The sequence below is a fragment of the Sporomusa sp. GT1 genome, from assembly GCF_014634905.1.
Taxonomy (GTDB): domain Bacteria; phylum Bacillota; class Negativicutes; order Sporomusales; family Sporomusaceae; genus Sporomusa; species Sporomusa sphaeroides.
Map to the genome: position 1 here is coordinate 46,550 of NZ_BMBX01000003.1, position 24,342 is coordinate 70,891.

The following is a 24,342-nucleotide window of genomic DNA, read 5'->3' on the forward strand; positions in this document are numbered from 1 at the left end:
AAAGGTTGTTTGGAAGCACAGGGACGTACATTTTGCTTCTGTGATAGCAAGCACTGATTTTCAGCCAGAAGCATAATCAAATGTTGTGCGAAGTGGATTCTACGTCCCTTTGCTGCCGGTAAATAATGATTTATAACATGTAAGATAATCTTTTAGGAGGAATAAAGTATGGAAAAACAAACTTTACTCGAAATCAGGAATCGGCATGGTAAAGGTTGCGGGAAACCACCTTCGTTCCCGACAACGGACCCCAAAGTCTATTTAGGATACTATGAGAATGAGCATGGCGAGCAGTGGGTGTTCATTTACAACCGTGAAACCCAAGAGGCTCTACTTACCGGCGGTGATGTTGGTTGGGAAACTTACAAAATCGAGGGCAATACGGTTGGCGTTATTCTGAATGCCGGTGAGCGGTCTTGGTTGCAGAGTTGTTTAGAAGCAGCAACCGCTTTTTCGAATGTGGCACTTTCCGATGTCGCTGCAACCCTAACCAAGAAACTTGAATAACAAACGAATCGCCCCCATTTTCGATGTGGCTTTTTGTGTGCCACAGGAGGGGTTAGTGACATTAATGGAAAGGATTGTCCTTTCCTGCACTGTTTGACCCGATATGGCGAACCGTACCACTGGTAACGGTTCTGGTTTTTGCCTCAAGTCCAGTGTTTGCAGGGCTTGAGGACTTTTTTGTGCGTCTCTAATGCGTGAAAAGAGAAAGGTGCCCTCATTGCCCTCAACCGATTGACATCGTATTTTTGCTAATCTGTAGGTCAAGGATGGAGGAATTTTACAATAATTATGGAAAGATATTTTAACGTGATAGAGGGAGGCTTGGTCATGCTATTTGAAGGCAATGTGATAGCGGCTGTCTGTGAGAAACTTGAAGAAGAAGGATATTATATTGAACAAAGGCTGAATACTACCCAGCAAGGATTTGATATAATAGCGCTTAAGGAAAATGGCGATATGAAAATAAAACTTATTGTTGAGGCTAAAGGCGCAACCAGTTCGCGGAAGAGTAGCGAAAGATATGGCCAGCCGTTTGACCGAGCGCAAGTAAGAATTCACGTCGCGGAAGCTCTATACAAAGTAGCAGAAGCTTTGTCGATAAAAAATAGTCGGTATCAGATATATACTGCAATTGCCTTACCGAAGAATAAAGACCACTTGGATCATGTGAAAAAAATTCAGACTGCTTTAGACACTTTAGGAATAGCTGTGTTTTTCGTCGATGATATGGGGAGGGTCGAGGTTTCTTCGCCTTGGGCAGTATAGACCCCAAAGGTAGGTCATGGGATAAATATCTTGTAGTACCTTAAGAAAAAGACAACTTTGCTTTTAGGAGAAGATTATGAGGTTTAATGAATCTTAAATAGGATTACAGGTTTAAGCTGTCCAGTCTTAGGAATTTCATGGAATCCAGCCGAGGAGACGAGAGAAGCATTGCGGAAAAGACTAGGGGACGGTGGGTGTGTCTTGAAAAAAGCGATAATTGAGTACGGCAAAATGCCTCTATATCAGGTTTTGAAGAGGACAATGGGGTTGGCAAGGGGGATAGGCATATTGTCGCACCACTTCCTAGCACAAAATAGTATGTCATTAATCTCGTCCTCTGCCAACCAGGGGAGGTATGAATGTGAAGGTATATAATTATGATCCATTTGATAATTTTTTTACATATGATTCCAAAGCAGATTTAGATCCAATTACACAAAAACCGATGTTTGTCAACGCCGGATTCAAATTGACCGAATCGCCGGTTGAAAAATGACCCACTTGCCGGAAGTAAATACGCCGGAGTTCGTAACCGCCGATCAAGATATCGCCGGTTTGTCCGCTGCATGGATGTCAGTCGGTGGCACCGTTTTTACGCCGGTCTTCAATCTGTCCCTGAGTCTGTAAGTGTCTCCGCGGATGTTGATGACATGAGCATGATGCAGTAACCGGTCCAACAAGGCCGTTGCAATCACGGTGTCGCTCATTAATTCTCCCCAGTCGCTAAAGAACTTGTTGCTAGTGGAAGCGCGGGGACGTACAATTTGCTTCGGTAATAGCAAGCACAGATTCCAGCCAGAAGCTTATTTAAGCATTTTTGCGAAGCGAATTTTACGTCCCTTTGCTTCTCCTACATTTTTCTTCCGTGTATTAGGCACTGGTTTCCAGCAGAAGCATACTTAAGTATTGTTGCGAAGCGGATTTTACGTCCCCGTGCTTCTACAGGTTTTCTGGTGAAATTGGCGAAATAAAGAAAGAAAAAAGCCATGCATGACGCATGGCAAAAACTTATCTCAGGCTTACTTGACACAAGTATACAGATGAAAAGTTTATTTTCACAATAATTCAAGGAATACTGAATGATCGCGATTCGGCAACTGTTTCCGGCAGTTTCAAGGAGACAGCAACTTTGAATACTTGTTGTTCACAATACATAGAGCAATAACCGTGGTATTTGGAAGTTAGGGCTTTCACACTGGCAAGCCCCATTCCATGATTATTGCCATGTTTTGAGGATACAAAACCATCGTCTTGACGTATAACGGAGCCGCAAAAAGAATTAGCAATTTTAATTACCAGATGATTCTTGGCTATGGTGGTTTTAATGTCAATAAAACGCAACTGATCTGGAGGCATTTTACTGCAGGCTTCAACAGCGTTTTCCAGGCAGTTGCCAAGAATAACGCACAGGTCTTGATCATCAATGCCTAAATTGCCGGGCAAATGCAAGTTTGTATTTACAGTAATACCTTGCTCCTGGGCCGCCTTTAGGTAATAGCTAATGAGAGCATCCGCAATTTGGTTGGAACAAACTTTCGGGAGAGCAATGTCGTCATAGTGATTGCAAAGCTGGCCCAGATAAATTTCTGCCGCAGCCGAGTCTTTTTTTATTAAAAACTCTAAGCATGTCACAAGATGATGACGTAAGTCATGGCGCATTAGTTTCATAGCGTTAATACTATCGTTTAGGTTGCGATAATGTTCGTGCTGCAAGGCCAGTTGTTTTTCTGCTTGCTGGTTGCGCATGGTCTGATAGATCGCTGTAGCAACCAGGTAATAGGTAAAAAGAATCAATAAGGTATTTACTACCAGCGGAATGAAGTTGGATAGCAAATAGGTTCTTTGCACCCCATAAAATGCCAGCAGTACAAATGACAAAAGGGGAAAACAGGTAAAAACGAAATTTCGCTGATCGATAATTGCAATCATATTGCTGGCATGGGGTGATACATATTTTTTTATTAAAGGCAGTGATGCAGCCTCAAGCAGCAGACCTGCCAAAACCAAGCCGCCTACATAATGGTTAAATAGTAATTGCTCTAGAAATAAAAAGATAAGAAAAGTAAACTGGGAAAGGGAAAAAATCATAAAAAAGACAAAAAGCTTAGCATTCATTGTCTCCTTAAAAATCAGCGCGCAAGGAACCATATACAATGAGCCCACCATGTAGCCAAGCAAAAAAGGATCAGGGATAATGGTCTGCAAAATGCCGCGCAAAAAGTAAACAGTGATCCAGGTAACAGAGAAGGCAGTCACTTGAAACCAAAGAGGACGCCGTGGAGTTAAGAATATATATAGCAGTAAAATATTTGTTATTAAAAATATGCCTCTGCTTACAAGCACTATACTCTCTTGCAAAATAAGCTCTCCTACTGCTGCGACATTAAATCAATCCAACTAAAAAGGGATTGATTATAATGTTGCAGAATTGTTATTTATATCCCACGCTTTAGGTGAATCTGGTTACGAGGTGGCGACCAATGCTAATCATAGCGATTTGTGACGATAATGCTGCTGACAGAATAAAGCTATACGAAGCAATTGAAAATTATTTATGCCAGCAGGGTGTCAATGCTAATATCTTTGCTTACGATAACCCTTATAAATTAAACTCAGTTATCGAGAGTAAAACCATATGTTTTGATATCATATTTCTGGATATCATTATGGACGATATGAATGGAATGACATGTGCACGGATAATCCGTAAACAGGACAAGTTAGTTAACGTTATATTTCTGACAAGTTCAACAGATTACGTTTATGAAGGATACGAAGTCAACGCAACAGGTTATCTGGTAAAACCGATACAGATAGATCAGTTAGGCAAGGTTATGGAAAGGGCAATAGCGCAGATCGAAAATGTAGATAAAGCAAGTATTTGTATCACTTACCGCGGTGTAACTAAAAAAATACCGACAAGAGATATCCTTTACTTAGAAAGTGAAAATAATAGAGTTAATATTGTCCTGGCGAAGACAGCGGAGAAAATAACTGTTTATGCTAAACTGGATGAATTCGAACAAACGCAGCAGTTAAACACTTTTATCCGGTCACACAAAAGCTATCTGGTCAATTTCCTCTATATCGAGAAATATGAAAATGACAAGTTTGTATTAACTGCCGGAACGGCCATACCAATTAGCCGAACAAATAAAGATAAAGTCAGGGAATCCTTCTATACGCTTCTAAATAGTCAATAGTATATATAACCACAATTAGCTGCCATGCGTCATGCATGGCTTTTTATTATTTCGCCAATTTCACCCAAAAGCCTGCATTTTTCCACATATGGAATTAACAGTCGCAAGATTTAATTATAATTAAGATAGATATGGAATTGTTAACAAGGAGGGAGTTCATTTTGCCAATACTGTAAAAAAATGTAATAAACATGCTAGTATCTAACTACCGGGCTGTTTTACAGCGTATGTTGGTTAAAAGCACAGCCGTATTTGCAACGTGCTGCGTGATGTTCGGGACGGCTGCACCTGTCGGTGCTGCTGATGTCACTATATAGGTGCTGAGAAAGACCATCTATGCGACAAAGGACAGTGTACTGTCATGCCTGAAAACGGGACAGGCCTCGTAACTCGGTTGAAATAAGATACTTTTTCCCTGGAGGAGGAGACTAAATGAAAAAAATGTTTTTATTTTTCACAGCAGTTATTGCTATGACCTTTTTTATGTCATTTCAGTCAGAAGTTAAAGCAGCCTCTACGTGACGTCTTAATATTCCTCCCGGTTCGGTTGAGGTTGTAGCATTAACTAGAGTTTATAAAGTTGGAGAAGCATTTCGCACTAGCGATGTAGGCATGCATATTTATTATGCTAAAAATCGTTCTAACTATCATGGACATAAAGAGCTAAAGTATTGGGCCAATGGAGTACCAATTGGAGAGGGTTACGTATTTAAAACTCCTGGTAAAAAGTCCATCACTATAAAATATCAGGGTAAGCAAGGTCAATATGATTTGCAGGTTTTTCCTGCTAACCTCGGCGCTAATATCAAAGAATGCTATATACTAAACGCTCCGCCGGAGTTTTCGTATAGACAAACATTAGACTTATTTGACCCTTCTGATATTACCGTAAGATGTGTTTATACCAATGGTACCTATGATGATTTTAGAGCGAGCGATTTAGAGTTTTATGTTAATGGTGTTAAGCTAGCGAAAGGATACAAGTTTAAAGAAGCTGGCAATAAAAACTTTGTCATTCGATTAGGAAACTACAGTATTAAACAAACACTGACAGTAGTTCCCGCTTTTGATAAGGCTGTAAGTCGTTATGAGCTTATAAATCAGCCTGATCAAACCGAATATAAAGTTGGGGAAGCTTTTCATACCTGCAAATATACTGTTAGATGTTACTTTGAAGACAATACTACAGAGGATTTTAGTGGTGATCAGCTTGATATAACTGCCAATGGTGAACAGATGTATGAAAACTATGCTTTTGTTAGCCCAGGGGACAAAAAAATTGTTATATCTCTTGGCGATTTTAGGAAAGCTTCAACTTTAACAGTAGAAAAGTAAAAAGCTCAGCAAGCACCGTTCACCGAGAGGCAGGTTCTTAGGAAGGCTGTCTCTCGTATTTTTTTGCTCATCTGCTGTTTTCATATCTGGGGCATATAACTGTTAAATTTAACCATAATTAATGCTGTAACTTATGCAGAAAATGAGGAAGATTGGAATGTGTAAACTAACTAAACGACTGAACAGGCTGTTGGCCTGTTTTCTGGCGGCACTGTTGCTTATGCGTCATGCATGGCTTTTTTTATTATTTCGCCAATTTCACCAAAAAGCCTGCATTTTTCCCCATATGGGAATTAATAGTCGCAATATTTAACTATAATTAATGTAGATATATGGCTTAGGCGTACTCGCCAGACAGGATAAAGCAAACGGCAGCTAACTGGAAGGTTTGCTGCGGGGCGGCAAAAGCAAAACTATGCCAAATATCTCCTGACACACCAGAAAATAAGGTGAACAATAACGTAGTTGATTCCTAATGCCGGAATTAGCATAAGGGGAGTTAAATCAATTGGTAGAAGTTATCATTGCCGCAGCATTGAAACTAATCTGCATAGTAAAACCGCGTCACCAGTGCTGGCAAGTGATTAACATCCGAACCGGTGAGAAACGCCGTATGTAGAAATGGAGGATGGTAGCAGTGAGACTTAAGTATATGTAACTAATCATTAGAAAAATTTTAGCAATGAAGGGTAAGGTAGAGTGCTTGCAGCATGCTTTTATAACGACGGTAGCGTTAACAATACAGAATTTGAAAAAATAGTATCCAGGTATAATAAGGTCATTTTGCGCTATGTAAAGATATATTATTTGCCTGGCGGTGATTATCACGATATGTACCAGTGGGGCTTAATCGGTCTATATAAAGCTGTGCGTCATTATGATGAGGAACGCGGCAGATCGTTTCACTTAATTGCTGAGCTTAATATTAAAAATACAATCAAATCAGCAGTAATCATGTATAATCGCAAAAAACACTACATTCTCAATAAAGCCATTTCGTTAAGTGCAATAGCAGATTGGTCAAACACAAGCGATCAGTTAGAGTTAATTGGTATAACCAAGCAGAGTTCTTCTGATGATCCTGCTGAGCAGATTATTGAAAATGAAACCATCAAGACCATCTATGCGACAATGGACAGTGTACTGTCACGCCTGGAAAAAAGAGTTATTGAGCTGTATATTGCCGGCTATAAACAGCGGGAAATCGCACAAGTATTGGATTTTCAAGAAAAGGTAGTAGATAACGCAATCCAAAGAGCCCACAAAAAAATGGCATTGCACTTGAAGGAATGGCGCGGTTTTGGCAAAAAGAAAAAAAGCAGGTACTGACCACCTTTCGCCAAGATTTAGAATGGAGGCTTTAGTTTGGAACCCAAAATCAGTGATAGAATTAAAGAATTATACGATCAAGCGCAAATCCTGGTTGTTGACGATTCCGTATTTTCCCGGGCCTTGATTACACGAGAATTGCTTACTATCGGATTTAACAAAGAGCAAGTACAGCAGGCCGGTAGCGGGAGAGAAGCGTTGGAAAAGATAAAAGAAAAGACCTTTGATCTTTTCATTATAGATATCATTATGGACGAGGTGGACGGTATAGCGGTGCTGAAAGAAGTGAAGCGAACGCAGCCTGCGGCCAAAATTATCATGTGTAGCAGCCGAAATACAGAAGATGCCGTTCAGGAAAGTGTTTGTATCGGCATTGACACCTTTATCGTAAAACCTCACACCGCAGAAATTTTTCAAAAAGCTTTGTATCGTATCTTATTGAGCGGCGATGAGGCAGGCAGCCCCCAGAACAATGTGATGACATGGCACGCAAAATGTCATGTCTGCGGTCAGAAAATGGTGGAAGTCAATGCTATGGATATAGTTAGCTTCTACTGCCCACGAAATTGTATGAAACTTGGCCCCTGGTCAATAGTGCTGGTAAACCAAAGTGAACTGGATCGCATCTATGGGGAGGCGAAACGCTTAGAAGTCTAATAACCACAATTAGCTGCCATGCGTCATGCATGGCTTTTTTTATTATTTCGCTAATTTCACCTAAAAGCCTGCAGTTTTCCCCATCTGGAATTAATAGTCGCAAGATTTAACTATAATTAATGTAGATATTGTTAACAAGGAGGAGTTAATTTTGTTAAGACTGTCAGAAAATGCGATAAAGATGCTAGTATCCAAGTATAGAGCTGTTTTACAGCGTATGTTGGTTAAAAACACAGCCGTATTTGCGGCTTGCTGCATGATGTTCGGCGCAGCGGTACCTGTTGGTGCTGCTGATGTCACCTACGACGACGCCGAGGCGACAGGTGGCACAGGGCTGCAAACCGCCGCCATCGGCGGCGCGAGCAACCCAAGTCTGTTTCCCGGCACTTCTGCCGTGTCTGGTGCATCGGGCAACACGGTCACTGTAAATTATACAACCGGCATAACCCCGTACCGGGTTTTCGGCGGCCTCTCGAATAGCGCGGCGGTGACTGGCAACACGGTGAATTTTTTGAATGGGACTGTGACCAATAATCTTTACGGCGGGTATGATGCTGCCGCGAATGGCTTGGAATCTACCGGTAATACCGTGACTATTTCCGGTGGCACAATTGATAACATGGCGATTAGCGGCATAAGCCTCAATGGTAATGCCACCAATAACAAAATAACAATCTCAGGAGGCACTGTTAAAAATCAAGTGCGCGGCGGTTCTGCTAATGCTGCCGGTGATGCTATAGGCAACAGTGTTATCATTTCCGGTGGTACGGTGGGCGATGGATTAGGCACTATGTCTAATGGATGGGTTATTGGTGGTTCTAGTCAAGATGGTACTTCCTCCGGCAATACGGTAACCATCAGTGGTACCGCCAAAATCAACCGTGTCGATGCAGGGGAAAGCACCAGCGGTCCAGTGACAGGCAACAAGCTATTCGTTACTGGCGGCGAGATAATGGGTAGTACGGCCAGGGCTGCTTGGAGCAATACCGGTCTAGTCTCCGGCAACGAGGCGCACATGTCCGGTGGCATTATCCATAACTTTGATGGCGCCAGCGGGTCGCTTATGGGCGGACACAGTAATTCTGGCAATGCCGAGAATAACCTTGTAACCATGAGCGGCGGCAGTGTTTCCGATGTAACAGGCGGAAGTTCAGGGGATGGTAATGCTATAGGCAACAAAGCCATCATGAGCGGCGGAGAAGCGAATACGCTTGAGGGAGGATTTAGTTCAGAAGGCAGCACTGAAAACAACGAAGTACTGTTTAGTGATGGTAAGGTAGGTAACATTTATGGCGGCAAGACAATGGATAACAGCGTTGTTCTCGGTCATGTTCCCGGAAATGCTTCCGGCAATACGGTCAACATCACTGGCGGCGAAATTCTTTACGATGTTTATGGCGGCATGAGTTCCCAGGGATCTGCCAACGATAATACAGTAACCATTGGCAGCAACGTACGATTGGCAGCCACATCTTCTGTTTATGGCGGTTGGATAGATCTTTCCAGCAGCGGCACATCTACCGGCAATACCCTGAATGTCAACGGTTTCACAGGAACCCTCAAAGAAGTTAACAGCTTCCAAAACTACAACTTCTTCCTTCCTGCATCCCTGAAAAACGGCGGCACCATGCTCACCGTTACCAATGCTACCAACCTAACAGGCACCCAGGTAGCAATTACCGGCATGGAAAGCGGTTCGCCGTTGAAGCAAGGTGATACCGTTACCTTGATCAACAACACTATAGGTACTCCTGCTGCCTATCATGTATCTAACGTGCAGTCAGGTATTTCTATGCTCTATGATTTCGATATGGCGGCTACGGCGGGTAAGGGATTAACAGCAACACTAACCTCCGCACAAGTCAACCCGCAGACCAAGGCTCTCGCCGAAGGCGTTGCTGCCGGAATGGCTTTTGTCAACCAAGGTGCGGACATGGCAGTCGGTGACGGCCTGGCTGATGCCAGGGCACAGGCGCAAGCAGCCGGAGGTGCAATCGCCATGTTTGGCGGCATGTCACATGGCTCGTCCAAGTATAAAACCGGCTCCCATGCCGATGTGCAAGGCACCTCCCTCATTATCGGCTGGGCTAAGCAGCAAGATGCCGAGAACGGTGCAGTACTGAAAGGGCTATTCCTCGAAACAGGTTGGGGCAACTATGACAGCTACAACAGCTTTGGCAATATGCCCAGTGTCAAAGGTCAGGGAGATACCCGCTACTATGGCTTAGGCGTACTTGCCAGACGGGATAAAGCAAACGGCAGCTACCTGGAAGGTTCGCTGCGGGGCGGCAAAAGCAAAACTGACTTCAGCAGCAGCGACCTAAGAACTCCCGCCGGACAAAGAGCCTCCTATGACAGTGACGCTGCCTACTACGGCGCACATATCGGTGTTGGCAAGCTGAAAGTCAATGGCAACAAAACACTGGACACCTATGTCAAATATCTCTGGACACACCAGAACGGTGATAACGTAACCATCGCCGGAGAACGTTTTAACTTTGACGGAACCGATTCCCACCGCTTGCGCATCGGCGCCCGCCTAAGCAAAGCTCAGCCGGGCGGCAAAGTAACCAACTATGCCGGTTTGGCTTATGAATACGAGTTTGACGGCAAAGCCCAGGGCAGCGTCTACGGCATGAGTCTGGATGCCCCCAGCCTTAATGGCGGCACCGGCATCCTGGAGCTGGGCGTAAGCATCAAAAGCCGCCCGGAAAGCAGCAACAGCCTCGAACTTGGCCTCCAGGGATATGCGGGGAAACGGGAAGGTGTGACCGGGTCGGTGCAGCTTAAGCGGGTATTTTAGGCTTCCCCAATCAGGTGGCAGCTCCTTTAAGTTACTCTAAAAAAGATGAAAGTCAGATAAAATCTCACAGAGTCACCCCCGATCGTCAACCGCAAAGCATAGCAAGGAAACCAAATTAAGCAGAAGAAGGAAATGGGTGAGACAATGAAATGGTTTAGATTCTTGTTCATGTTATTAGCAGTATGGTTGGGAATGTTTCCATGCCTGGATGCAAACGCCCAGGAAGTGGTAGTCAACGGTCATGGCATTTCTCGTGAAGCGGCTATGCAGGATGCATTCCGCCAAGCTGTGGAACAAGCAGTCGGAACCCTGGTCGATTCGCAGACACGGGTGCGAAACTATGCTGTGCTAACCGATGATGTTTATACCAAATCGCAAGGCTTTATCAGAGAGTATTCTATTTTATCAGAACAATATATGGATGCTAGGATTGTCATCCAGGCCAGGATAATAGTTGATTCTGAGCCAAATTCCCAACTTATGACGACCTTGCAGCGTTTACAAATGATTGATGTGGGCTTGCGTGACCCCCGTATTGCCGTTATCGTCACCGAGCATTACAACCGTCCGCTCCCTGAGCCGGCAGCTGAATCAGCCATCCTTAACCAACTAATTGAGGCAGGCTTTAAGCGCTTGACAGATCCTAACAGGCTGGCTCATATTCGCCGTTCTGATGCGATCAAGGCTGTTATCAACCGTGGCGATACCGCCACAGCTATACGACTTGCTGCCACGGAACCGCTTGATTATTTGATTGTGGGGGAAGCCTTTAGTGAGCATGCAGGATATGACCCCGGTCACAGCATCATATCCTGCTACGCGCGTATCGAGACAAGATTGATTAAGGCCGATACCGGTGAGATTATTGCTGCACAAGGCTTTCATAGCGGCGGAATTGATGTTACTGAACTTGCTGCTGCCAAGGCATCTTTGAACAATGCCGGTAAACTGGCCGGAAAGTTCTTTGCAGACAAGCTGATGACTTATGCCGCCAACCCGGAAAAGGGACTCCGGCTCAAGGTAGTCGCGGTCAATGATTATGCGGTTATTAATCTACTGGGTCGCTTAGTAAGAGCGCAGCCTGGAGTCAGCAATGTATTTTTGCGGGACTATCAGCAAGGAACAGCGATGTTTGATGTCAATTATAACGGCAATCCGGCTATATTAGCAGAGCGGTTAGAAAAAATGCCGGAGTTACCGGTAAAGGTAAATGAAATTAGTCACAGCGTGATTGTAGTTAGTATGAGGTAAACCAAAAGGGGGGGATTTTATATGATGCGCAAGGGTATATGGGGCATGGTATTGGTTTGTATTATTATTGTTGTATCTTCAAATGCAGCGTTGGCAGTTGCAAATACCACCAAAAAGATGGGAGTGCTTACTCTCAACAATAATAGCTCGTTCCATAACCTTGGTGCCATGGCCGCCGATATGCTTACTGCGGACTTGATAAAGCTCAAATCATGTACTATTGTTGAACGCAGTGAATTATCGCGTGTATTTGAAGAACAAGCAATGGGGGCAAAGGGCTTTTTGGATGAGGCAACAGTAACCAAGTTAGGCGGTATACTGGGGTTGGATTACTTAGTGATGGGTACGGTAGATGGAATTGTAAAAGAAGAGCCGGGACATTATTACTATTACGATAAATATGACAAAAAAACAAAGCAAACGCGTAAAGAAAAAAGATGGGTTGACACTAAATACAACACCTCTGCCAACCTAACCATAAAATTAGTGGATGTAAAAAATGGACAAATTGTTTGGTCAGGGCAAACATCAGGCAGTTCCTCCGATAAAAGCATCAGTGGTGCGGTCTCAGAGGCTGCTTACAACCTAGTTAGAGAAATATACCACTTTATTCCCATACAAGGCTATGTGATTAAAGTGGAAGGAGACAAATATACTATTGACTTAGGTACTAAGCACAATATGGCTAAGCGTGATAAATTGGTGGTCACTGGTGCAGGTGAGGCGATACAACATCCGGTAACCGGTCAATTAATTGTCATCCAAAAAAATATTGCCGAACTGGAAGTTGTTGAAGTTTTTGATACTATTTGCGTGGCCAAACGAAAAGATAAGGATAGCGACAAAGACCCACAGCTGCAGCAGTATGTTAAAGTAGGTGATACTGTAACCAGGCAATTAAGAAAAAAACCCAGCGGCTTTTTAGGCTTGGGCTGGTCGGGAAAACATGACTTTTAAAAGGTATTCAGGCCACCAACCCGACACCACCCCGCCCTACGGGCACCCCTCCACCGAGGGGAATTAAGAATATTTCGTCATAAAACCCGGTAATCATGCAGGTTTGGAGCTTTCGAGGATGCTCAATCATACAAGGGAGGAAACTTACATGTTTAAAAAATATTGTGTCGCTTTCACCATTAGTGCGATACTGTTCACTGCTGTACCATCACTGGCAGGTGCGGCGTTGGTAAATACGAATGTAAATGTGTCGGTAACTGCAATTGATCAAATTGGCGAATATGGCGCTTTGAATTGGAAGCAAGGTGTGGTTGAGGGTGTCGGCACAGGTGTCCCATCCTATGAAGCCGATTACCCTGCCCAAGCCAGAGCTATGGCTAAAAGGGCAGCCGTTGTAGATGCACAGCGCAATCTCTTAGAAGCCATTCATGGTGTTCAGGTTACCGCTGAAACTACTGTGCAAAACTTTGCAATTGTTGATGATACTATTAAAACTAAAGTCAGTGGTATCGTTAAAGGAGCTAAAATTGTTCATGAGCAGCAATTTGCTGACGGCACCTATCAAATAATTATGCGTATTAATCTATTCGGACATGGCAGTGTCGCAGAAGCTATTACCAATCCTGTAAATTCAACTACCCCGGATCTGTTACTAAGCCCATCTCCTGCCTACAAACCGGCAGAACTTCCCCTGACTGTCAGCTCCGGCTATACCGGTTTAGTGATTGACGTAACCGGACTGCCTTTGACGCGGGCGATGTCTCCCGTGGTCTTTGATGATACTGGCCGCAAAATTTACGGTCATGAAAATATTATCCCCCAATATGTAATATCGCAAGGCATGATTGACTATATGTGTACACCAGAAGATTTAAGAACGCTCGAACTTGGGCAATCTCGTGCCGGTACTAAGCCAATAACAGTAAAAGCACTTGAAATGCGCGACCACAATGTCAATATCATTATCAGTCAAGCTGATGCTGATAAAATATTAGCTGCTAATATGCAGGATAACTTTTTGATGCAAGCGAGGGTTTGTGTGCGACAATAAATTGTTCAACTAGAAATGCGGGGACAGGGATGTTGTTTTCGCTGAAAGAATTGATATAATATCTGCATTGAACTTCGAAGCGTAGGGACGGAAGCGTAGGGACGTACATTTTGCTTCCATGATAGCAGGCACTAGTTCCCAGCTAGAAGTATAATCAAGTATTTTTGCGAAGCGAATTTTACGTCTCTTTGCTTCTTCTAAAAACATTAACACCTATGATTGCCTTATTAGGGTTTTGATGAGCGTGGAAAGACGGAATAACCCGTTCTCCATTTCAGGTAATGAGGCATAAGAATAAGATAGACGGAGATGTCGGTTTGATAGCGTATCGTATATGTTTCCAGGATGAATCAAAAGACCATTATTTAAAGCCTCTTTAAATAGTTTTTGCATAGAGACGGCCTGATTTAATATGAGCCAAATGTAAAAGCCTCCTTTAGGAATTTGCCAAGTGGCAATATCGGAAAAATGGGCTTCTAAGGCATTGCAAGCTACTTTGCGGCGAATTCGTAGCTGTGCTCGAACTTCTTCTAGATGTGTTTGGTAGAGACCGCTAGTCAACCATTCTGCGGCAGCCCATTGGGATAAGGAGCTAGAACCGTAGTCAGTTTGCATTTTAATGTCCGCTAGTCTTTCTATGACTGGTTCTGGTCCTACGATCCAGCCAATGCGTAAGCCAGGACTTAATGATTTTGATAGACTGCCCAGGTAGAGTACAAGCCCTTCTTTTTCGAGGGCCTTTAGTGGTATGGGCGGTGGTGTATCGAACCAGAGTTCTCGATAGACATCATCTTCAATAATAGGTAACTGCTCTTTCTGACATATGCTAATAATGTTTTTACGGCGTTCTTTTGTCATTGTGATTCCTGTTGGATTGTGAAAACAGGGGATAGTATATAGTAAATTTACATTTTTATGTTTTTTATGAAAAGAGATGGACTCCATGTTCATACCATCTTCATCAAGGGGAATTCCGCAAAGGTCCATATTCATGGATTGAAATAATTTGAGGGAAAAAAGGTAGGAGGGTCTTTCAAGTAAGATTGTAGATTCTTTTGGTAATAGGCTGGAGCAGATCAGTTGCAAAGCTTGCAGTGCGCCAGATACAATCATAATCGATGATGGAGAGGCATTGATACCGAAGGAGGATAAATAAATACTGATCTGCTCACGGAGAAACAGTAATCCTCTTGGTTCTTCGTAGCCTAGGGCGTGAATACGATCAGGTAATTTCCTTAGGATTGAATCCATCATAGTTTTCGGGAAGATTTCTGGCGAAAGTTCTCCCGTGCTTAGGCGAATGACCTTGGGATTAAATTCTAAATGGTTGATTTCCTGGATGGTATGAAGGTTTGGGAGATGTATTCCTCTGTCAAGATAAGAAGTCCAATTGTTAGGCGGGGTTGATGCGAGTAGGGACCAAGTATTATTGGCCACCCATGTACCGCTTCCCAGCTTGCTTTCGAGTAACCCGTCTGCTATTAATTCATCTAAGGCAATTGCTAATGTACTTCTATTTACTTGGAAAATACGGGCAAGAGTACGTTGCGGAGGCAATTTACTATTAATAGGCCACTCACCAGTGGCTATTTTATTTTTCATATATTCTGAAATTTGTTGATAGAGGGGCAGAGAATCTTTGGGATTAGGTGCCCAATCAATTGATAACACTTTATTCTCCCTTTCTTGAATGTTTTTCTCATTATAACAAATTGGATGGTATGATAACAATCCAATTGGCTGAAGACATTCCAGGGATGTTTTATTATACTGTAGAAAAACATTAACAGGGAGAGAATCTGATGCAAGCATTTGTTCATGGAATAGTTCTAGCAATGGGGCTGATACTGCCATTGGGAGTACAAAACATATTTGTTTTTACCCAAGGAGTGACTCAGCCAACATTCTTGAGAGCGTTGCCTGTTGTTGTTACGGCAGCTATGTGTGACACTATTTTGATTTTACTGGCAGTTCAAGGAGTTTCCTTATTTATAGCTAGTTTTGCTTGGGTTAAGGTATTTTTCCTTGGAGTAGGAGTTGTTTTTTTATCCTATATGGGGTGGCTTACCTGGAATAATACGTTAGTAAATAGTTGTGATAAAGAGGAAAAAATTTTTACCGTCAAACAACAAATCCTTTTTGCAGTCACTGTTTCCCTGTTTAATCCTCATGCTGTCTTGGATACCATTGGTGTGATTGGGACAAGTTCCATTAATTATAGTGGAAATGAAAAAGTATTGTTTACAATGGCTTGTATTCTGATATCTTGGTGTTGGTTCTTACTTTTAGCAGTTCTGGGATGGAGAGTAGGGAGGCAAAACGGATTTACGCAAATATTTGGAGTCATAAATAAGGTTTCGGCAGTTTTCATGTGGCTATCGGCTATATATATGGCTTATAGTAGTAAATTGTTGGTTTAAATCATGCTTATCTAAGTAGCTGTTTAGCCCTATACGGAGAACCATAGCATTAGTAACGGTGAAAAAAAGCCTTAACCCATGAGAAGTCAGGGTTAAGGCCTTTATTTTTAGAGTTCTTTATTTATAATCCTTTGCAACTAACTGCTCATACACTGACCCGTCAACGAGAGCTTCAATAATTACTGGCCCGGACATGGATAATCCTTTTTGTAAGGAGGTTCGCATTTCCTCCTGATCTTGAGCTTTTAAAACAGGAACTCCGAGGAAGCTATCTGAACCAAAATACTCACCCTCGTATAAATCTGTACCATATTGAGGCATATTCTGCCGCTTCTGCTTAACGTCAATCAGACTCAAGCTTCTATCGCAAAGGACAACCACTACAATATGTAATCCAAGTCTGCGTGCGGTCAGGAGTTCTCCGCAATTCATAAGAAACCCACCATCGCCGGTTACACAGATAACGGTACTTGATGGCTTGCATAATTTAGCGCCAATGGCGGCGGGTATCCCGAATCCCATGGCCGACCATCCATTTGTTATAAGGAAACGGTTTGGTTCGCCAGTCTTCCATAATTGCCCTAATAGATGGAGATGTGCGCCCACGTCACTCGTCAAGATTGTATCCTGAGGCACTATTTCATGGAGCGTTGTTATAATATCTGATGGGCTAAAATTACTGCAGACAGGAACTAGTGCTTGGAACAACTGGGCTTTATTTTCTTGAATTTGACCAAAATCCCAATGATATTCTGGTAGTTTTAGTGAATTTAAAAAAGACAAAGTGTCTGAAATATTGCCGATTATTTCATAGATATTATGGTAGTCAGGAGTAATATCGACTGGCTCTACGTCAATATGGACTAAGGGTACATTTGGCATCCAGGACTCGTAGTTAAATTCTATTGAGTCATACCCAATGCCAATGACTAAATCGGCTTTCCTGTATATTGATGCGACCATATCGCTCTTTGCATGGAAAAGAACTCCGGCGTAGCAGGGATGGTCCTCTGGGATAACCCCCTTTGCCATCGGTGTTAAAACCACGGGGATATTATTGTTATCAACAAATTCCTGTAGTAATTTGTGAAGCCCCAAGCGTACAGCTGTCAGTCCTATTGCCAATACAGGCTTTTTTGCCTCCATTAGCAGGGTGGCCATCTGTCTGAATAAGGCAGAATCCGGCGTGGAGAAGGGCAGTTTTTCGTAGTTATGAATCAAAGTACCGGAATCTAGCATTTCTCCGTCTATATCGGCAGGCAATCCAATATGAACAGGCCCAGGAACTCCGGAAGTTGCTATCCGAAAGGCGGCTGTGACAGTGGCTGTAAAGTTGTCTTTTGTCATCCTAAAAGTCCGCTTTGTTATAGGTTGGTAGAGCGCTTGATGATCAATATTCATTTGAACTCTTCTACCCACATCAGCATCTTTTACCTCAGTAGTGAGGGCAATGACGGGTGAACGGTCTAACAGGGCGCCACCGATGCCGGTCGACAAATTTGTGGCGCCTGGTCCAAAAGTAGCATGGCAAACGCCGGGTATACCTGTCAAACGTCCAAAAACGTCCGCCATAATTGCAGCACTCTGCTCATTTGCCACTAAAATAAATTCGATACCATTGCTTCGCATTGCATCCAGGTAAGGTATTGATGGACCGCCAGGAATGCCAAACACATACCTTACTCCCAGTGCATGAAATGATTTGATTAATTGTTCAGCTAATGTTGGCATATAAGTCTCCTTAATCGTTGTTTTCTATGCTTGCTCATATGAAGATCACATATCTTGCTATTTACTCAGTATCAATTCTCTATTTGCTCTTTGAATCCTTTGGAACAGAAGCAGAACTTTTTGAACGGGAAGCACATGGGTATATATTTTGTTGCCGTGATTAGCAGGCACTGGTCTCCAAGCAAGAAGCATAATCAATGTTGTGCGAAGCGGATTTTACGTCCCTTTGCTTCCTTCTAGGAAAATTAGTTTTTGCACAATCTGCTCTCCCCTTTATGTTCCGAATGAATGAGTAATATCTAAGAAACCAAGGCAAAACTAAATAAAACAGCAGGAAAAATTAACCTTATAAGGAAAATATAAGAGTTATAATAATTTAATTAATTTAATTAGGAAAGGAGATGCTTGTATGAAAAAGCTGCTTGCAATATTGTTATTGTTACTTGGTATTACTCCAACAGCTTGGGCCAACCTTAATGATTCAAGTAACTCATCCGCCCAGCCCTCACTATCCGTAGTTGTTTTCATGGATAAGAAAATTATTGCGGATGGCAAAGCTGTCACTCAGATGAGGGAGGTACTCAAAGAAAAATTCAAGTATGCGAATAGCATTGCTATCTACGGAGATGATCAATCAAAATCTACAGAGTTTTTAGAGTTTGTTGAAAAGATTAAGACAGACCCCTCAAACGAAAAAGATATAATTTCAATTAATATTGGTGAGTTAGCCAAATATGGACGGGCCATAAAGTCCGACTATGTAATGCTCATAACAGTTTCACCCTGCAATCTCTACTGGAATTTTTGGTCGGGAGTTCGGGTTGACACTAAAGGAAGTGTTTCAGTAATTGATGTCAACACATTAAAATATTTGACATATATGAACTATTACAAAGAAGGTAATAATGCTTTTTCGTCAGATGGAGCCAAATTACTCATAAAAAAATTAGCGGCTGAATTTAATTGGTCGCCTCCTTTTACTAAGCAGAGTGATAATGTCACCAATCAATCGGAAGATAAAAAACCTGCAGTGATCGTCTTCTTACCTGATGTTATTCTTAAAAAACCTGAGCTGGTAGAAATGGTGAGAAAGGCAGTTTCAACAAAATTTCAGGTGAGTGATGTTCCAATCTATATTGATGATAAACCCAAAACTCCTGAGTTTTTGAATCTAATTAGCAGGGTTGAAACCGACAGCGCAAAGCAACGAACCTTTATTTTAAGAAAAGAAAGCCTTGTAGCGTATGGAAAAATGCTTAACGCTAATCCAGTAACGGCAATTATCATAAGTAATGTCGGCGCAGAGAAAGATAATTCTAATTACCGATTGAAGGAAGACATTTTTGTAGTCGATGCTGAAGCTAATAAGTACCTTTCAAATATCGTCTTTGATACGGTGGGCAAAAAGAAACGGCAAGAAGGTATTGAATTTTTAATGAATAAATTACAACTTGAGTTCAACTTACCTAATTTAAAGCAAACAGAATGAGATGTTACGACAAATTAAACAAACTGGAGGGGAAATATCAAGGCATTTTACCAGTTTGACGGATACAACATAAAGTGCGATTCCGCATCACTGGTAGTGGTGCAAAACATAAAGAACTCCTGCCGGTCCATATGCATTTAGCAGGAGTTTGTCTTTATATAAAGTACAAAATAAAAAGACATATTCAATGAGTGGAATTCCTGCCTGAATTTTGCATTTGGGCAGGAATTTTGTATAATTAAAGCAACAGGGAATACAGTTAAACAGCATACGAGGATGGGGTCCAAAATGTTAGACAAAAAAAGCATATATGCTCTTTTAGATAAATATCAGTTTACATATGAAGCCTACGAGCATCCTGCTGTTTATACTATTGAGGAACTGGATGCTCTAACTATTCCACATAAAGAGCAGATTGTAAAAAACCTTTTTATGTGCGATGATAAGAAGAAAAGCTATTATTTAGTTACCGTGCCTGGGTCCAAGACCGTCAATCTAAAAAGCCTGAGCGAAAGGATACCAAGCCGCAAGCTGCGTTTGGCCAGCGAGCAATCGCTTAAAGAATTGCTGCTGCAGGAAAGAGGGCATGTAACTCCGCTGGGGGTTTTGAATAATGCTCAGAGAAATGTTATCGTAGTATTTGATAAACGCCTGGAGAATCAACGAATAGGCATCCATCCCATGGAAAATACGGCGACAATTTTTATTGCTTTTGAGGATATTAAAAAACTGATACAGGCTCATGGAAATGCCGTTATTATGTGTGACTTTGATTAATTTTAAAACTGGAGATAAAAATAATGCTGACAAAAGCTCGGGAAATATTAAAAAAATACTACGGCTATGATGAATTCCGGCCAGGACAAGAAAAAATCATTGCCAGTTTGCTTGGTGGCAAAGATACGGTAGCCATTATGCCGACCGGCGCGGGAAAGTCGTTATGCTTTCAAGTTCCGGCGATGCTCTTGCCTGGGGTTACAGTCGTAGTTTCACCGCTGATCTCATTAATGAAAGATCAGGTGGACGCATTAACCGCACAGGGCATACCGGCTACTTTTATTAATAGTTCGCTGACAGGCTCCGAGGCTGGCAGAAGGCTGCAGAATATGCGTGCCGGCCGGTACAAGCTGGTATATGTGGCGCCGGAACGGTTAACTGCCGACTGGTTTCAGGCAGTGGTCGGCGAACTCAATATCAGCATGCTGGCAGTGGATGAGGCCCACTGTGTTTCACAATGGGGGCATGATTTCCGTCCAAGCTACCGGGCTGTCAGCTCTTTTATTGCCGGTCTGACTAACCGCCCGGTAATTGGCGCATTTACCGCCACTGCAACACCTGAGGTTAAGAAGGATATTGAAAACCTACTGGCACTTAAGTGGCCGCAAGTGTATATAACCGGTTTTGATAGACCTAACCTGTCTTTTTCCGTATTACGCGGTGAAAATAAGCAGCAGTTTGTTTTGCAATACCTTAAGGCAAATGCCAATCAGTCTGGCATTATTTATGCTGCCACCCGGAAAGAAGTTGACAGCCTCTATGAATTGCTTAGGAAAAAAGGGTATGCAGCCGGACGGTACCATGCCGGATTAGGCGATGAAGAACGCATGAGTCAGCAGGAGCAGTTTCTCTATGATGACGTCCGCGTTATGGTGGCAACCAATGCCTTTGGTATGGGAATTGACAAATCCAATGTGCGCTATGTAGTGCACTACAATATGCCAAAAAATATGGAGTCTTATTATCAGGAAGCCGGACGCAGCGGACGGGATGGCGAGCCTGGTGAATGCATCCTGCTGTTTGGGCCGCAGGACCCGTTATTGCAGCGGTTTTTGATTGATAAGTCTGTCGAGCAGCCGGAACGCAAGCAGCACGAGCTGAAAAAGCTGCAGGAAATGGTGGATTATTGCCATACGCCTGATTGCCTGCGGCACTATATCTTAAACTACTTTGGTGAATTTGCGGCAGGGCCGGGCTGTGGCCATTGCGGCAATTGTATGGCTGACGGCGAGCAGGTGGATATTACCGTTGATGCGCAGAAAGTGTTTTCTTGTGTTTATCGACTGAAGGAACGCTTTGGCATTGCCGTTATTGCCGATGTGCTGAAAGGCTCGAAAAATAAAAAAGTCCAACAGCTGGGTTTGGACCGGCTGCCGACCTATGGGCTAATGGCGCAGCGCACAATCCCGGATATTAAAACACTGGTTCAGCGTCTGGTAGCCACAGGCTATTTGCGTTTGACCGAAAGTGAATATCCGGTAGTAAAGCTTGAGCCCAGTGCCGTACCGGTGCTGAAAAATCAGGCCCAGGTTTGGCAAAAGGTATTTACCGAGCGTCAGCCTGTAGCTGATGATGCTTTGTTTGAACTGTTGCGCAAATGCCGTAAAAGTATTTCCGAACAGGAAGGTGTGCCGCCATTTGTCGTGTTTGCCGACACTACCCTACGGGAGATGAGTCAGCATCGCCCGGCAGACCTTGCTGCCATGCGCCAGATAAAAGGTGTTGGCGAACTGAAGCTGCACAAATATGGCAGGGAATTCTTGCAGGTTATCACTCAATATATGGCGGAAAACGCAATTGCCGCAAGCAATACCGAGGCGGTTGCCGCTGCCGAAGCAGTTAAACCGGCAGCAAGTAAAAAGAACAGCAAAGCCGATACCGAGCCCAGTCATGTAATAACTCTGGCGATGTACCGGGAGGGTAATGACTTGGACGCTATTGCCAAAGCCAGAGAGTTGACAATGAACACCGTGCAAAACCATTTGGTGCGCTGTGCTCAGGAAGGTCATGCTGTTGACTGGGACCGGCTTATTCCCGGGCAGTATGAAGAATTAATTATTGCCAGGATAAAAGAAATCGGCGGCAAACAGTTAAAACCACTGAAGGACGCTTTGCCTGATGCTGTGAGCTATGCGGCTATTAAGGCTGTTTTGTGCAAGCACTTTGGTACAGCAGACCATTAATCAAAGCGGCAAATTTAATATATATGAAATGTAATGGAGAACTGCGTATGGATAAAAAAGCAATAGCCTGGCTGTATGACCAATTGCCGGAACTTGTGGACAAAGGGATTATTTCGGCGGAAAGCGCGGAACGGCTAAAAAAGCATTACGGATCTGTGGCGGCTACTACCGGAACAAGAACCTTTCTGCTGGTATTTGGTGTTATTGGCGCACTGTTGGTTGGCCTGGGCATTATTTTAATTTTGGCCCATAACTGGGAGCAGCTCACTAAACTAAACCGGCTGATGATTTCCGTTGGCCTGCTGGTAGTCGCTCAAACCGCAGCCGGAAGTGTGTTGTGGTTTAAGGCAGACAGCCCGGTATGGCGGGAGACTACGGCCACTTTACTTATGCTCATGGTGGGCGCGGCGATAGCTTTGGTGGGCCAGACCTATCATCTGGCAGAAAATGCCGATGCTTTTTTGCGTACCTGGATGCTTTTATCGTTGCCGCTTATGTATCTCATGAATTCTGTGAGTGTAGCAGTACTATATACCATCGGGGTGACAGTCTGGGCTGCCGGTGGTTATGCTGACATAAGCAACCAATGGATCTGGGTGTTATTCGGGTTAGTGCTGCCCTATTACCGGAATTTGCTCCAAAACAACCGTTATGCCAATGCCACCGTTATTTTGTCCTGGGTGTTGACCATCTGCTTTTATTTTTGTTTTGCAGCGGCCTTCTCCCAGAACTTGGCTAATTTGGGCATGCTTATCTACAGTTGTTTATTTGCCTTAACCTATCTTGGTGGTGTACTATGGTTCAGCGGCCGGGAGGGGTGGATGCCGTTCCGGCCGGTAGGTTTGGCAGGAAGTATCTTTTTAACTTTTTTGCTGACTTTTCATGATATCTGGAGTCATTTGCAGGTAAGCAGGGACGCGGGTTCCGGAGTCCTGTATCTGTTTGCGGCGGTGCTGTTGGCACTGGTCATTGGCGGTATGCTGCGGGTGCGAAATAATCCGGGAGTCCGGCAATTTGCCCTGATACCCTGTGTCATTGGCGCGGGCTATCTTGTTCAGTATTTTGACGGCAGCGGTATTGGTGCAACCCTCATTTTGAATGCGTATATGCTGGGCCTGAGTATTAGTGTGATTGCCGCCGGGGTGAGAGAGTATAATCTTGCTAAGCTCAATCTGGGTATGTTCATGATGGCGGCGTTGATTATTGCCCGCTTCTTTGATATGGATGTAAGCTTTATTGTTCGCGGCGTGCTGTTTGTTCTGGCAGGCATCGGTTTTCTTGTGGCCAATGTGGTTATAGTACGTCGCAAGGCAGGGGGGCAACATGAAAAATAAGAAACTGCTGTTTGGTGTATTTATCGTCGTCGCCGTGCTGCAAGCCGCTATGCCTCTGTATATGGCCTGGCGGTGGGAAAATATTCTGGCGACAGGCCAAAGGTTTTACTGGCAAACAGCACCTGTTGACCCATATGATGCCTTTAAGGGACGGTATGTTGCGCTGCGCTTTGAGGAAACCACAGCTCCTGTTGTGGACGAGGAAGTGAGATCCGGTAAAAAAGCATATGCCATTATTGAAGAAAATGCCGCAGGCCAGGCATTCATCAGCGCCGTTACTGCCAAACGTCCGGAGCAGGGCGCTTATGTAACCGCTAAGATTTATCGCAGCGGGGAGGGCATGGCTTATGTGGTTTTGCCGTTTACACGCTACTATATGAATGAATACCTGGCGCCGGCAGCCGAAGCCGCCTATCGGGATAGTGCCGGCAAATCAGGGGTTGCCGCCGTCCGGATTAAAGACGGTTATGGTGTTATTGAAGAACTGTATATTGGTGATAAGACACTGGTTGAATTTTTGCGGCAGCCGTAACCGCTGTAAGGGATGTTA

The 24,342-nt window shown here is 43.5% G+C and carries 21 protein-coding genes and 1 pseudogene; 18 read left to right on the forward strand and 4 right to left on the reverse strand.

Annotation, left to right across the window (positions count from 1 at the left end):
* Nucleotides 1-168: 168 nt before the first annotated feature.
* The 4 genes from GT1_RS05795 (at nt 169) to GT1_RS22630 (ending at nt 1,899) form a co-directional block, all read left to right on the forward strand.
* Nucleotides 169-507 (forward strand): hypothetical protein, encoded by a 339-nt coding sequence (locus GT1_RS05795; RefSeq protein WP_188397950.1) that lies wholly within the window; start codon nt 169-171, stop codon nt 505-507.
* A gap of 327 nt (nt 508-834) precedes the next feature.
* Nucleotides 835-1,272: a hypothetical protein gene (locus tag GT1_RS05800; protein WP_188397951.1), complete on the forward strand. Its 438-nt coding sequence runs from the start codon at nt 835-837 to the stop codon at nt 1,270-1,272.
* 361 nt (nt 1,273-1,633) lie between these two features.
* Nucleotides 1,634-1,768: a hypothetical protein gene (locus tag GT1_RS22505; protein ID WP_255430410.1), complete on the forward strand. Its 135-nt coding sequence runs from the start codon at nt 1,634-1,636 to the stop codon at nt 1,766-1,768.
* The gene (locus GT1_RS22630) at nt 1,765-1,899 is read left to right on the forward strand and encodes a hypothetical protein (protein WP_304626364.1); all 135 of its coding nucleotides are present in this window, start codon (nt 1,765-1,767) and stop codon (nt 1,897-1,899) included. Before GT1_RS22505 ends, GT1_RS22630 begins: the two co-directional genes overlap by 4 nt.
* A 35-nt stretch (nt 1,900-1,934) precedes the next feature.
* On the opposite strand, the pseudogene GT1_RS22635 reads toward GT1_RS22630, so the two are convergent.
* Nucleotides 1,935-1,979: pseudogene (locus GT1_RS22635) on the reverse strand (hypothetical protein); the annotation flags it as partial.
* Nucleotides 1,980-2,337: 358 nt separating this feature from the next.
* Nucleotides 2,338-3,387: an ATP-binding protein gene (locus tag GT1_RS05810; protein ID WP_223226080.1), complete on the reverse strand. Its 1,050-nt coding sequence runs from the start codon at nt 3,385-3,387 to the stop codon at nt 2,338-2,340.
* A gap of 365 nt (nt 3,388-3,752) precedes the next feature.
* Between GT1_RS05810 and GT1_RS05815 the strand changes: the two genes are divergently transcribed.
* The 8 genes from GT1_RS05815 to GT1_RS05850 all read left to right on the forward strand — a co-directional run bounded on the left by GT1_RS05815 (nt 3,753) and on the right by GT1_RS05850 (nt 13,858).
* Complete coding sequence (locus GT1_RS05815) at nt 3,753-4,475, forward strand: LytTR family DNA-binding domain-containing protein (protein ID WP_188397954.1); 723 nt, start codon at nt 3,753-3,755, stop codon at nt 4,473-4,475.
* A gap of 612 nt (nt 4,476-5,087) precedes the next feature.
* Nucleotides 5,088-5,810: a hypothetical protein gene (locus GT1_RS05820; RefSeq protein WP_188397955.1), complete on the forward strand. Its 723-nt coding sequence runs from the start codon at nt 5,088-5,090 to the stop codon at nt 5,808-5,810.
* A gap of 699 nt (nt 5,811-6,509) precedes the next feature.
* Entirely contained in the window at nt 6,510-7,139 is a 630-nt protein-coding gene (locus tag GT1_RS05825; protein WP_223226081.1) for a sigma-70 family RNA polymerase sigma factor, read from the forward strand.
* Nucleotides 7,140-7,175: 36 nt separating this feature from the next.
* Nucleotides 7,176-7,796 carry a response regulator gene (locus GT1_RS05830; RefSeq protein ID WP_188397957.1) on the forward strand — a complete coding sequence of 207 codons (621 nt, stop codon included), beginning with the start codon at nt 7,176-7,178 and terminating at the stop codon, nt 7,794-7,796.
* A gap of 217 nt (nt 7,797-8,013) precedes the next feature.
* Nucleotides 8,014-10,599 (forward strand): autotransporter domain-containing protein, encoded by a 2,586-nt coding sequence (locus GT1_RS05835; protein ID WP_188397958.1) that lies wholly within the window; start codon nt 8,014-8,016, stop codon nt 10,597-10,599.
* 168 nt (nt 10,600-10,767) lie between these two features.
* Nucleotides 10,768-11,850 carry a hypothetical protein gene (locus GT1_RS05840; protein WP_188397959.1) on the forward strand — a complete coding sequence of 361 codons (1,083 nt, stop codon included), beginning with the start codon at nt 10,768-10,770 and terminating at the stop codon, nt 11,848-11,850.
* Between the two features lie 51 nt (nt 11,851-11,901).
* Nucleotides 11,902-12,807 carry a CsgG/HfaB family protein gene (locus GT1_RS05845; RefSeq protein ID WP_188397960.1) on the forward strand — a complete coding sequence of 302 codons (906 nt, stop codon included), beginning with the start codon at nt 11,902-11,904 and terminating at the stop codon, nt 12,805-12,807.
* Between the two features lie 148 nt (nt 12,808-12,955).
* The gene (locus GT1_RS05850) at nt 12,956-13,858 is read left to right on the forward strand and encodes an LPP20 family lipoprotein (RefSeq protein WP_188397961.1); all 903 of its coding nucleotides are present in this window, start codon (nt 12,956-12,958) and stop codon (nt 13,856-13,858) included.
* 213 nt (nt 13,859-14,071) lie between these two features.
* On the opposite strand, the gene GT1_RS05855 is transcribed toward GT1_RS05850, so the two are convergent.
* Nucleotides 14,072-15,529, reverse strand: coding sequence for a PLP-dependent aminotransferase family protein (locus GT1_RS05855; RefSeq protein ID WP_188397962.1), 1,458 nt, complete (start codon nt 15,527-15,529; stop codon nt 14,072-14,074).
* A 131-nt stretch (nt 15,530-15,660) separates the two neighbouring features.
* On the opposite strand from GT1_RS05855, the gene GT1_RS05860 reads away from it, so the two are divergent.
* Nucleotides 15,661-16,278 carry a LysE/ArgO family amino acid transporter gene (locus GT1_RS05860; protein ID WP_188397963.1) on the forward strand — a complete coding sequence of 206 codons (618 nt, stop codon included), beginning with the start codon at nt 15,661-15,663 and terminating at the stop codon, nt 16,276-16,278.
* Nucleotides 16,279-16,395: 117 nt separating this feature from the next.
* Here the strand turns inward: GT1_RS05860 and GT1_RS05865 are convergent, their stop codons facing one another.
* Nucleotides 16,396-18,009, reverse strand: coding sequence for a thiamine pyrophosphate-binding protein (locus GT1_RS05865; protein WP_188397964.1), 1,614 nt, complete (start codon nt 18,007-18,009; stop codon nt 16,396-16,398).
* 409 nt (nt 18,010-18,418) lie between these two features.
* Between GT1_RS05865 and GT1_RS05870 the strand changes: the two genes are divergently transcribed.
* The 5 genes from GT1_RS05870 (at nt 18,419) to GT1_RS05890 (ending at nt 24,324) form a co-directional block, all read left to right on the forward strand.
* Nucleotides 18,419-19,498, forward strand: a complete 1,080-nt coding sequence (locus GT1_RS05870; RefSeq protein ID WP_188397965.1) for a hypothetical protein — start codon at nt 18,419-18,421, stop codon at nt 19,496-19,498.
* Nucleotides 19,499-19,786: 288 nt separating this feature from the next.
* Nucleotides 19,787-20,275 carry a prolyl-tRNA synthetase associated domain-containing protein gene (locus GT1_RS05875; protein ID WP_188397966.1) on the forward strand — a complete coding sequence of 163 codons (489 nt, stop codon included), beginning with the start codon at nt 19,787-19,789 and terminating at the stop codon, nt 20,273-20,275.
* A 23-nt stretch (nt 20,276-20,298) separates the two neighbouring features.
* On the forward strand, nt 20,299-22,458 hold the full coding sequence (recQ, locus tag GT1_RS05880) for a DNA helicase RecQ (RefSeq protein WP_188397967.1): 2,160 nt from the start codon (nt 20,299-20,301) through the stop codon (nt 22,456-22,458).
* 23 nt (nt 22,459-22,481) lie between these two features.
* Nucleotides 22,482-23,792: a DUF2157 domain-containing protein gene (locus GT1_RS05885; protein ID WP_188397968.1), complete on the forward strand. Its 1,311-nt coding sequence runs from the start codon at nt 22,482-22,484 to the stop codon at nt 23,790-23,792.
* Nucleotides 23,782-24,324 carry a GDYXXLXY domain-containing protein gene (locus GT1_RS05890; protein ID WP_188397969.1) on the forward strand — a complete coding sequence of 181 codons (543 nt, stop codon included), beginning with the start codon at nt 23,782-23,784 and terminating at the stop codon, nt 24,322-24,324. The genes GT1_RS05885 and GT1_RS05890 overlap by 11 nt, the downstream gene beginning before the upstream one ends.
* Nucleotides 24,325-24,342 lie beyond the last annotated feature (18 nt).

Coding starts and splice junctions, on each gene's coding strand:
- GT1_RS05810 (WP_223226080.1), bottom strand. CDS start 3,387: ATGAATGCTAAGCTTTTTGTCTTTTTTATGATTTTTTCCCTTTCCCAG.
- GT1_RS05800 (WP_188397951.1), top strand. CDS start 835: ATGCTATTTGAAGGCAATGTGATAGCGGCTGTCTGTGAGAAACTTGAA.
- GT1_RS05865 (WP_188397964.1), bottom strand. CDS start 18,009: ATGCCAACATTAGCTGAACAATTAATCAAATCATTTCATGCACTGGGA.
- GT1_RS05795 (WP_188397950.1), top strand. CDS start 169: ATGGAAAAACAAACTTTACTCGAAATCAGGAATCGGCATGGTAAAGGT.
- GT1_RS05835 (WP_188397958.1), top strand. CDS start 8,014: ATGTTGGTTAAAAACACAGCCGTATTTGCGGCTTGCTGCATGATGTTC.
- GT1_RS05840 (WP_188397959.1), top strand. CDS start 10,768: ATGTTATTAGCAGTATGGTTGGGAATGTTTCCATGCCTGGATGCAAAC.
- GT1_RS05890 (WP_188397969.1), top strand. CDS start 23,782: ATGAAAAATAAGAAACTGCTGTTTGGTGTATTTATCGTCGTCGCCGTG.
- GT1_RS05860 (WP_188397963.1), top strand. CDS start 15,661: ATGCAAGCATTTGTTCATGGAATAGTTCTAGCAATGGGGCTGATACTG.
- GT1_RS05875 (WP_188397966.1), top strand. CDS start 19,787: ATGTTAGACAAAAAAAGCATATATGCTCTTTTAGATAAATATCAGTTT.
- recQ (WP_188397967.1), top strand. CDS start 20,299: ATGCTGACAAAAGCTCGGGAAATATTAAAAAAATACTACGGCTATGAT.
- GT1_RS05815 (WP_188397954.1), top strand. CDS start 3,753: ATGCTAATCATAGCGATTTGTGACGATAATGCTGCTGACAGAATAAAG.
- GT1_RS05870 (WP_188397965.1), top strand. CDS start 18,419: ATGAAAAAGCTGCTTGCAATATTGTTATTGTTACTTGGTATTACTCCA.
- GT1_RS05885 (WP_188397968.1), top strand. CDS start 22,482: ATGAAATGTAATGGAGAACTGCGTATGGATAAAAAAGCAATAGCCTGG.
- GT1_RS05850 (WP_188397961.1), top strand. CDS start 12,956: ATGTTTAAAAAATATTGTGTCGCTTTCACCATTAGTGCGATACTGTTC.
- GT1_RS05820 (WP_188397955.1), top strand. CDS start 5,088: ATGCATATTTATTATGCTAAAAATCGTTCTAACTATCATGGACATAAA.
- GT1_RS22630 (WP_304626364.1), top strand. CDS start 1,765: ATGACCCACTTGCCGGAAGTAAATACGCCGGAGTTCGTAACCGCCGAT.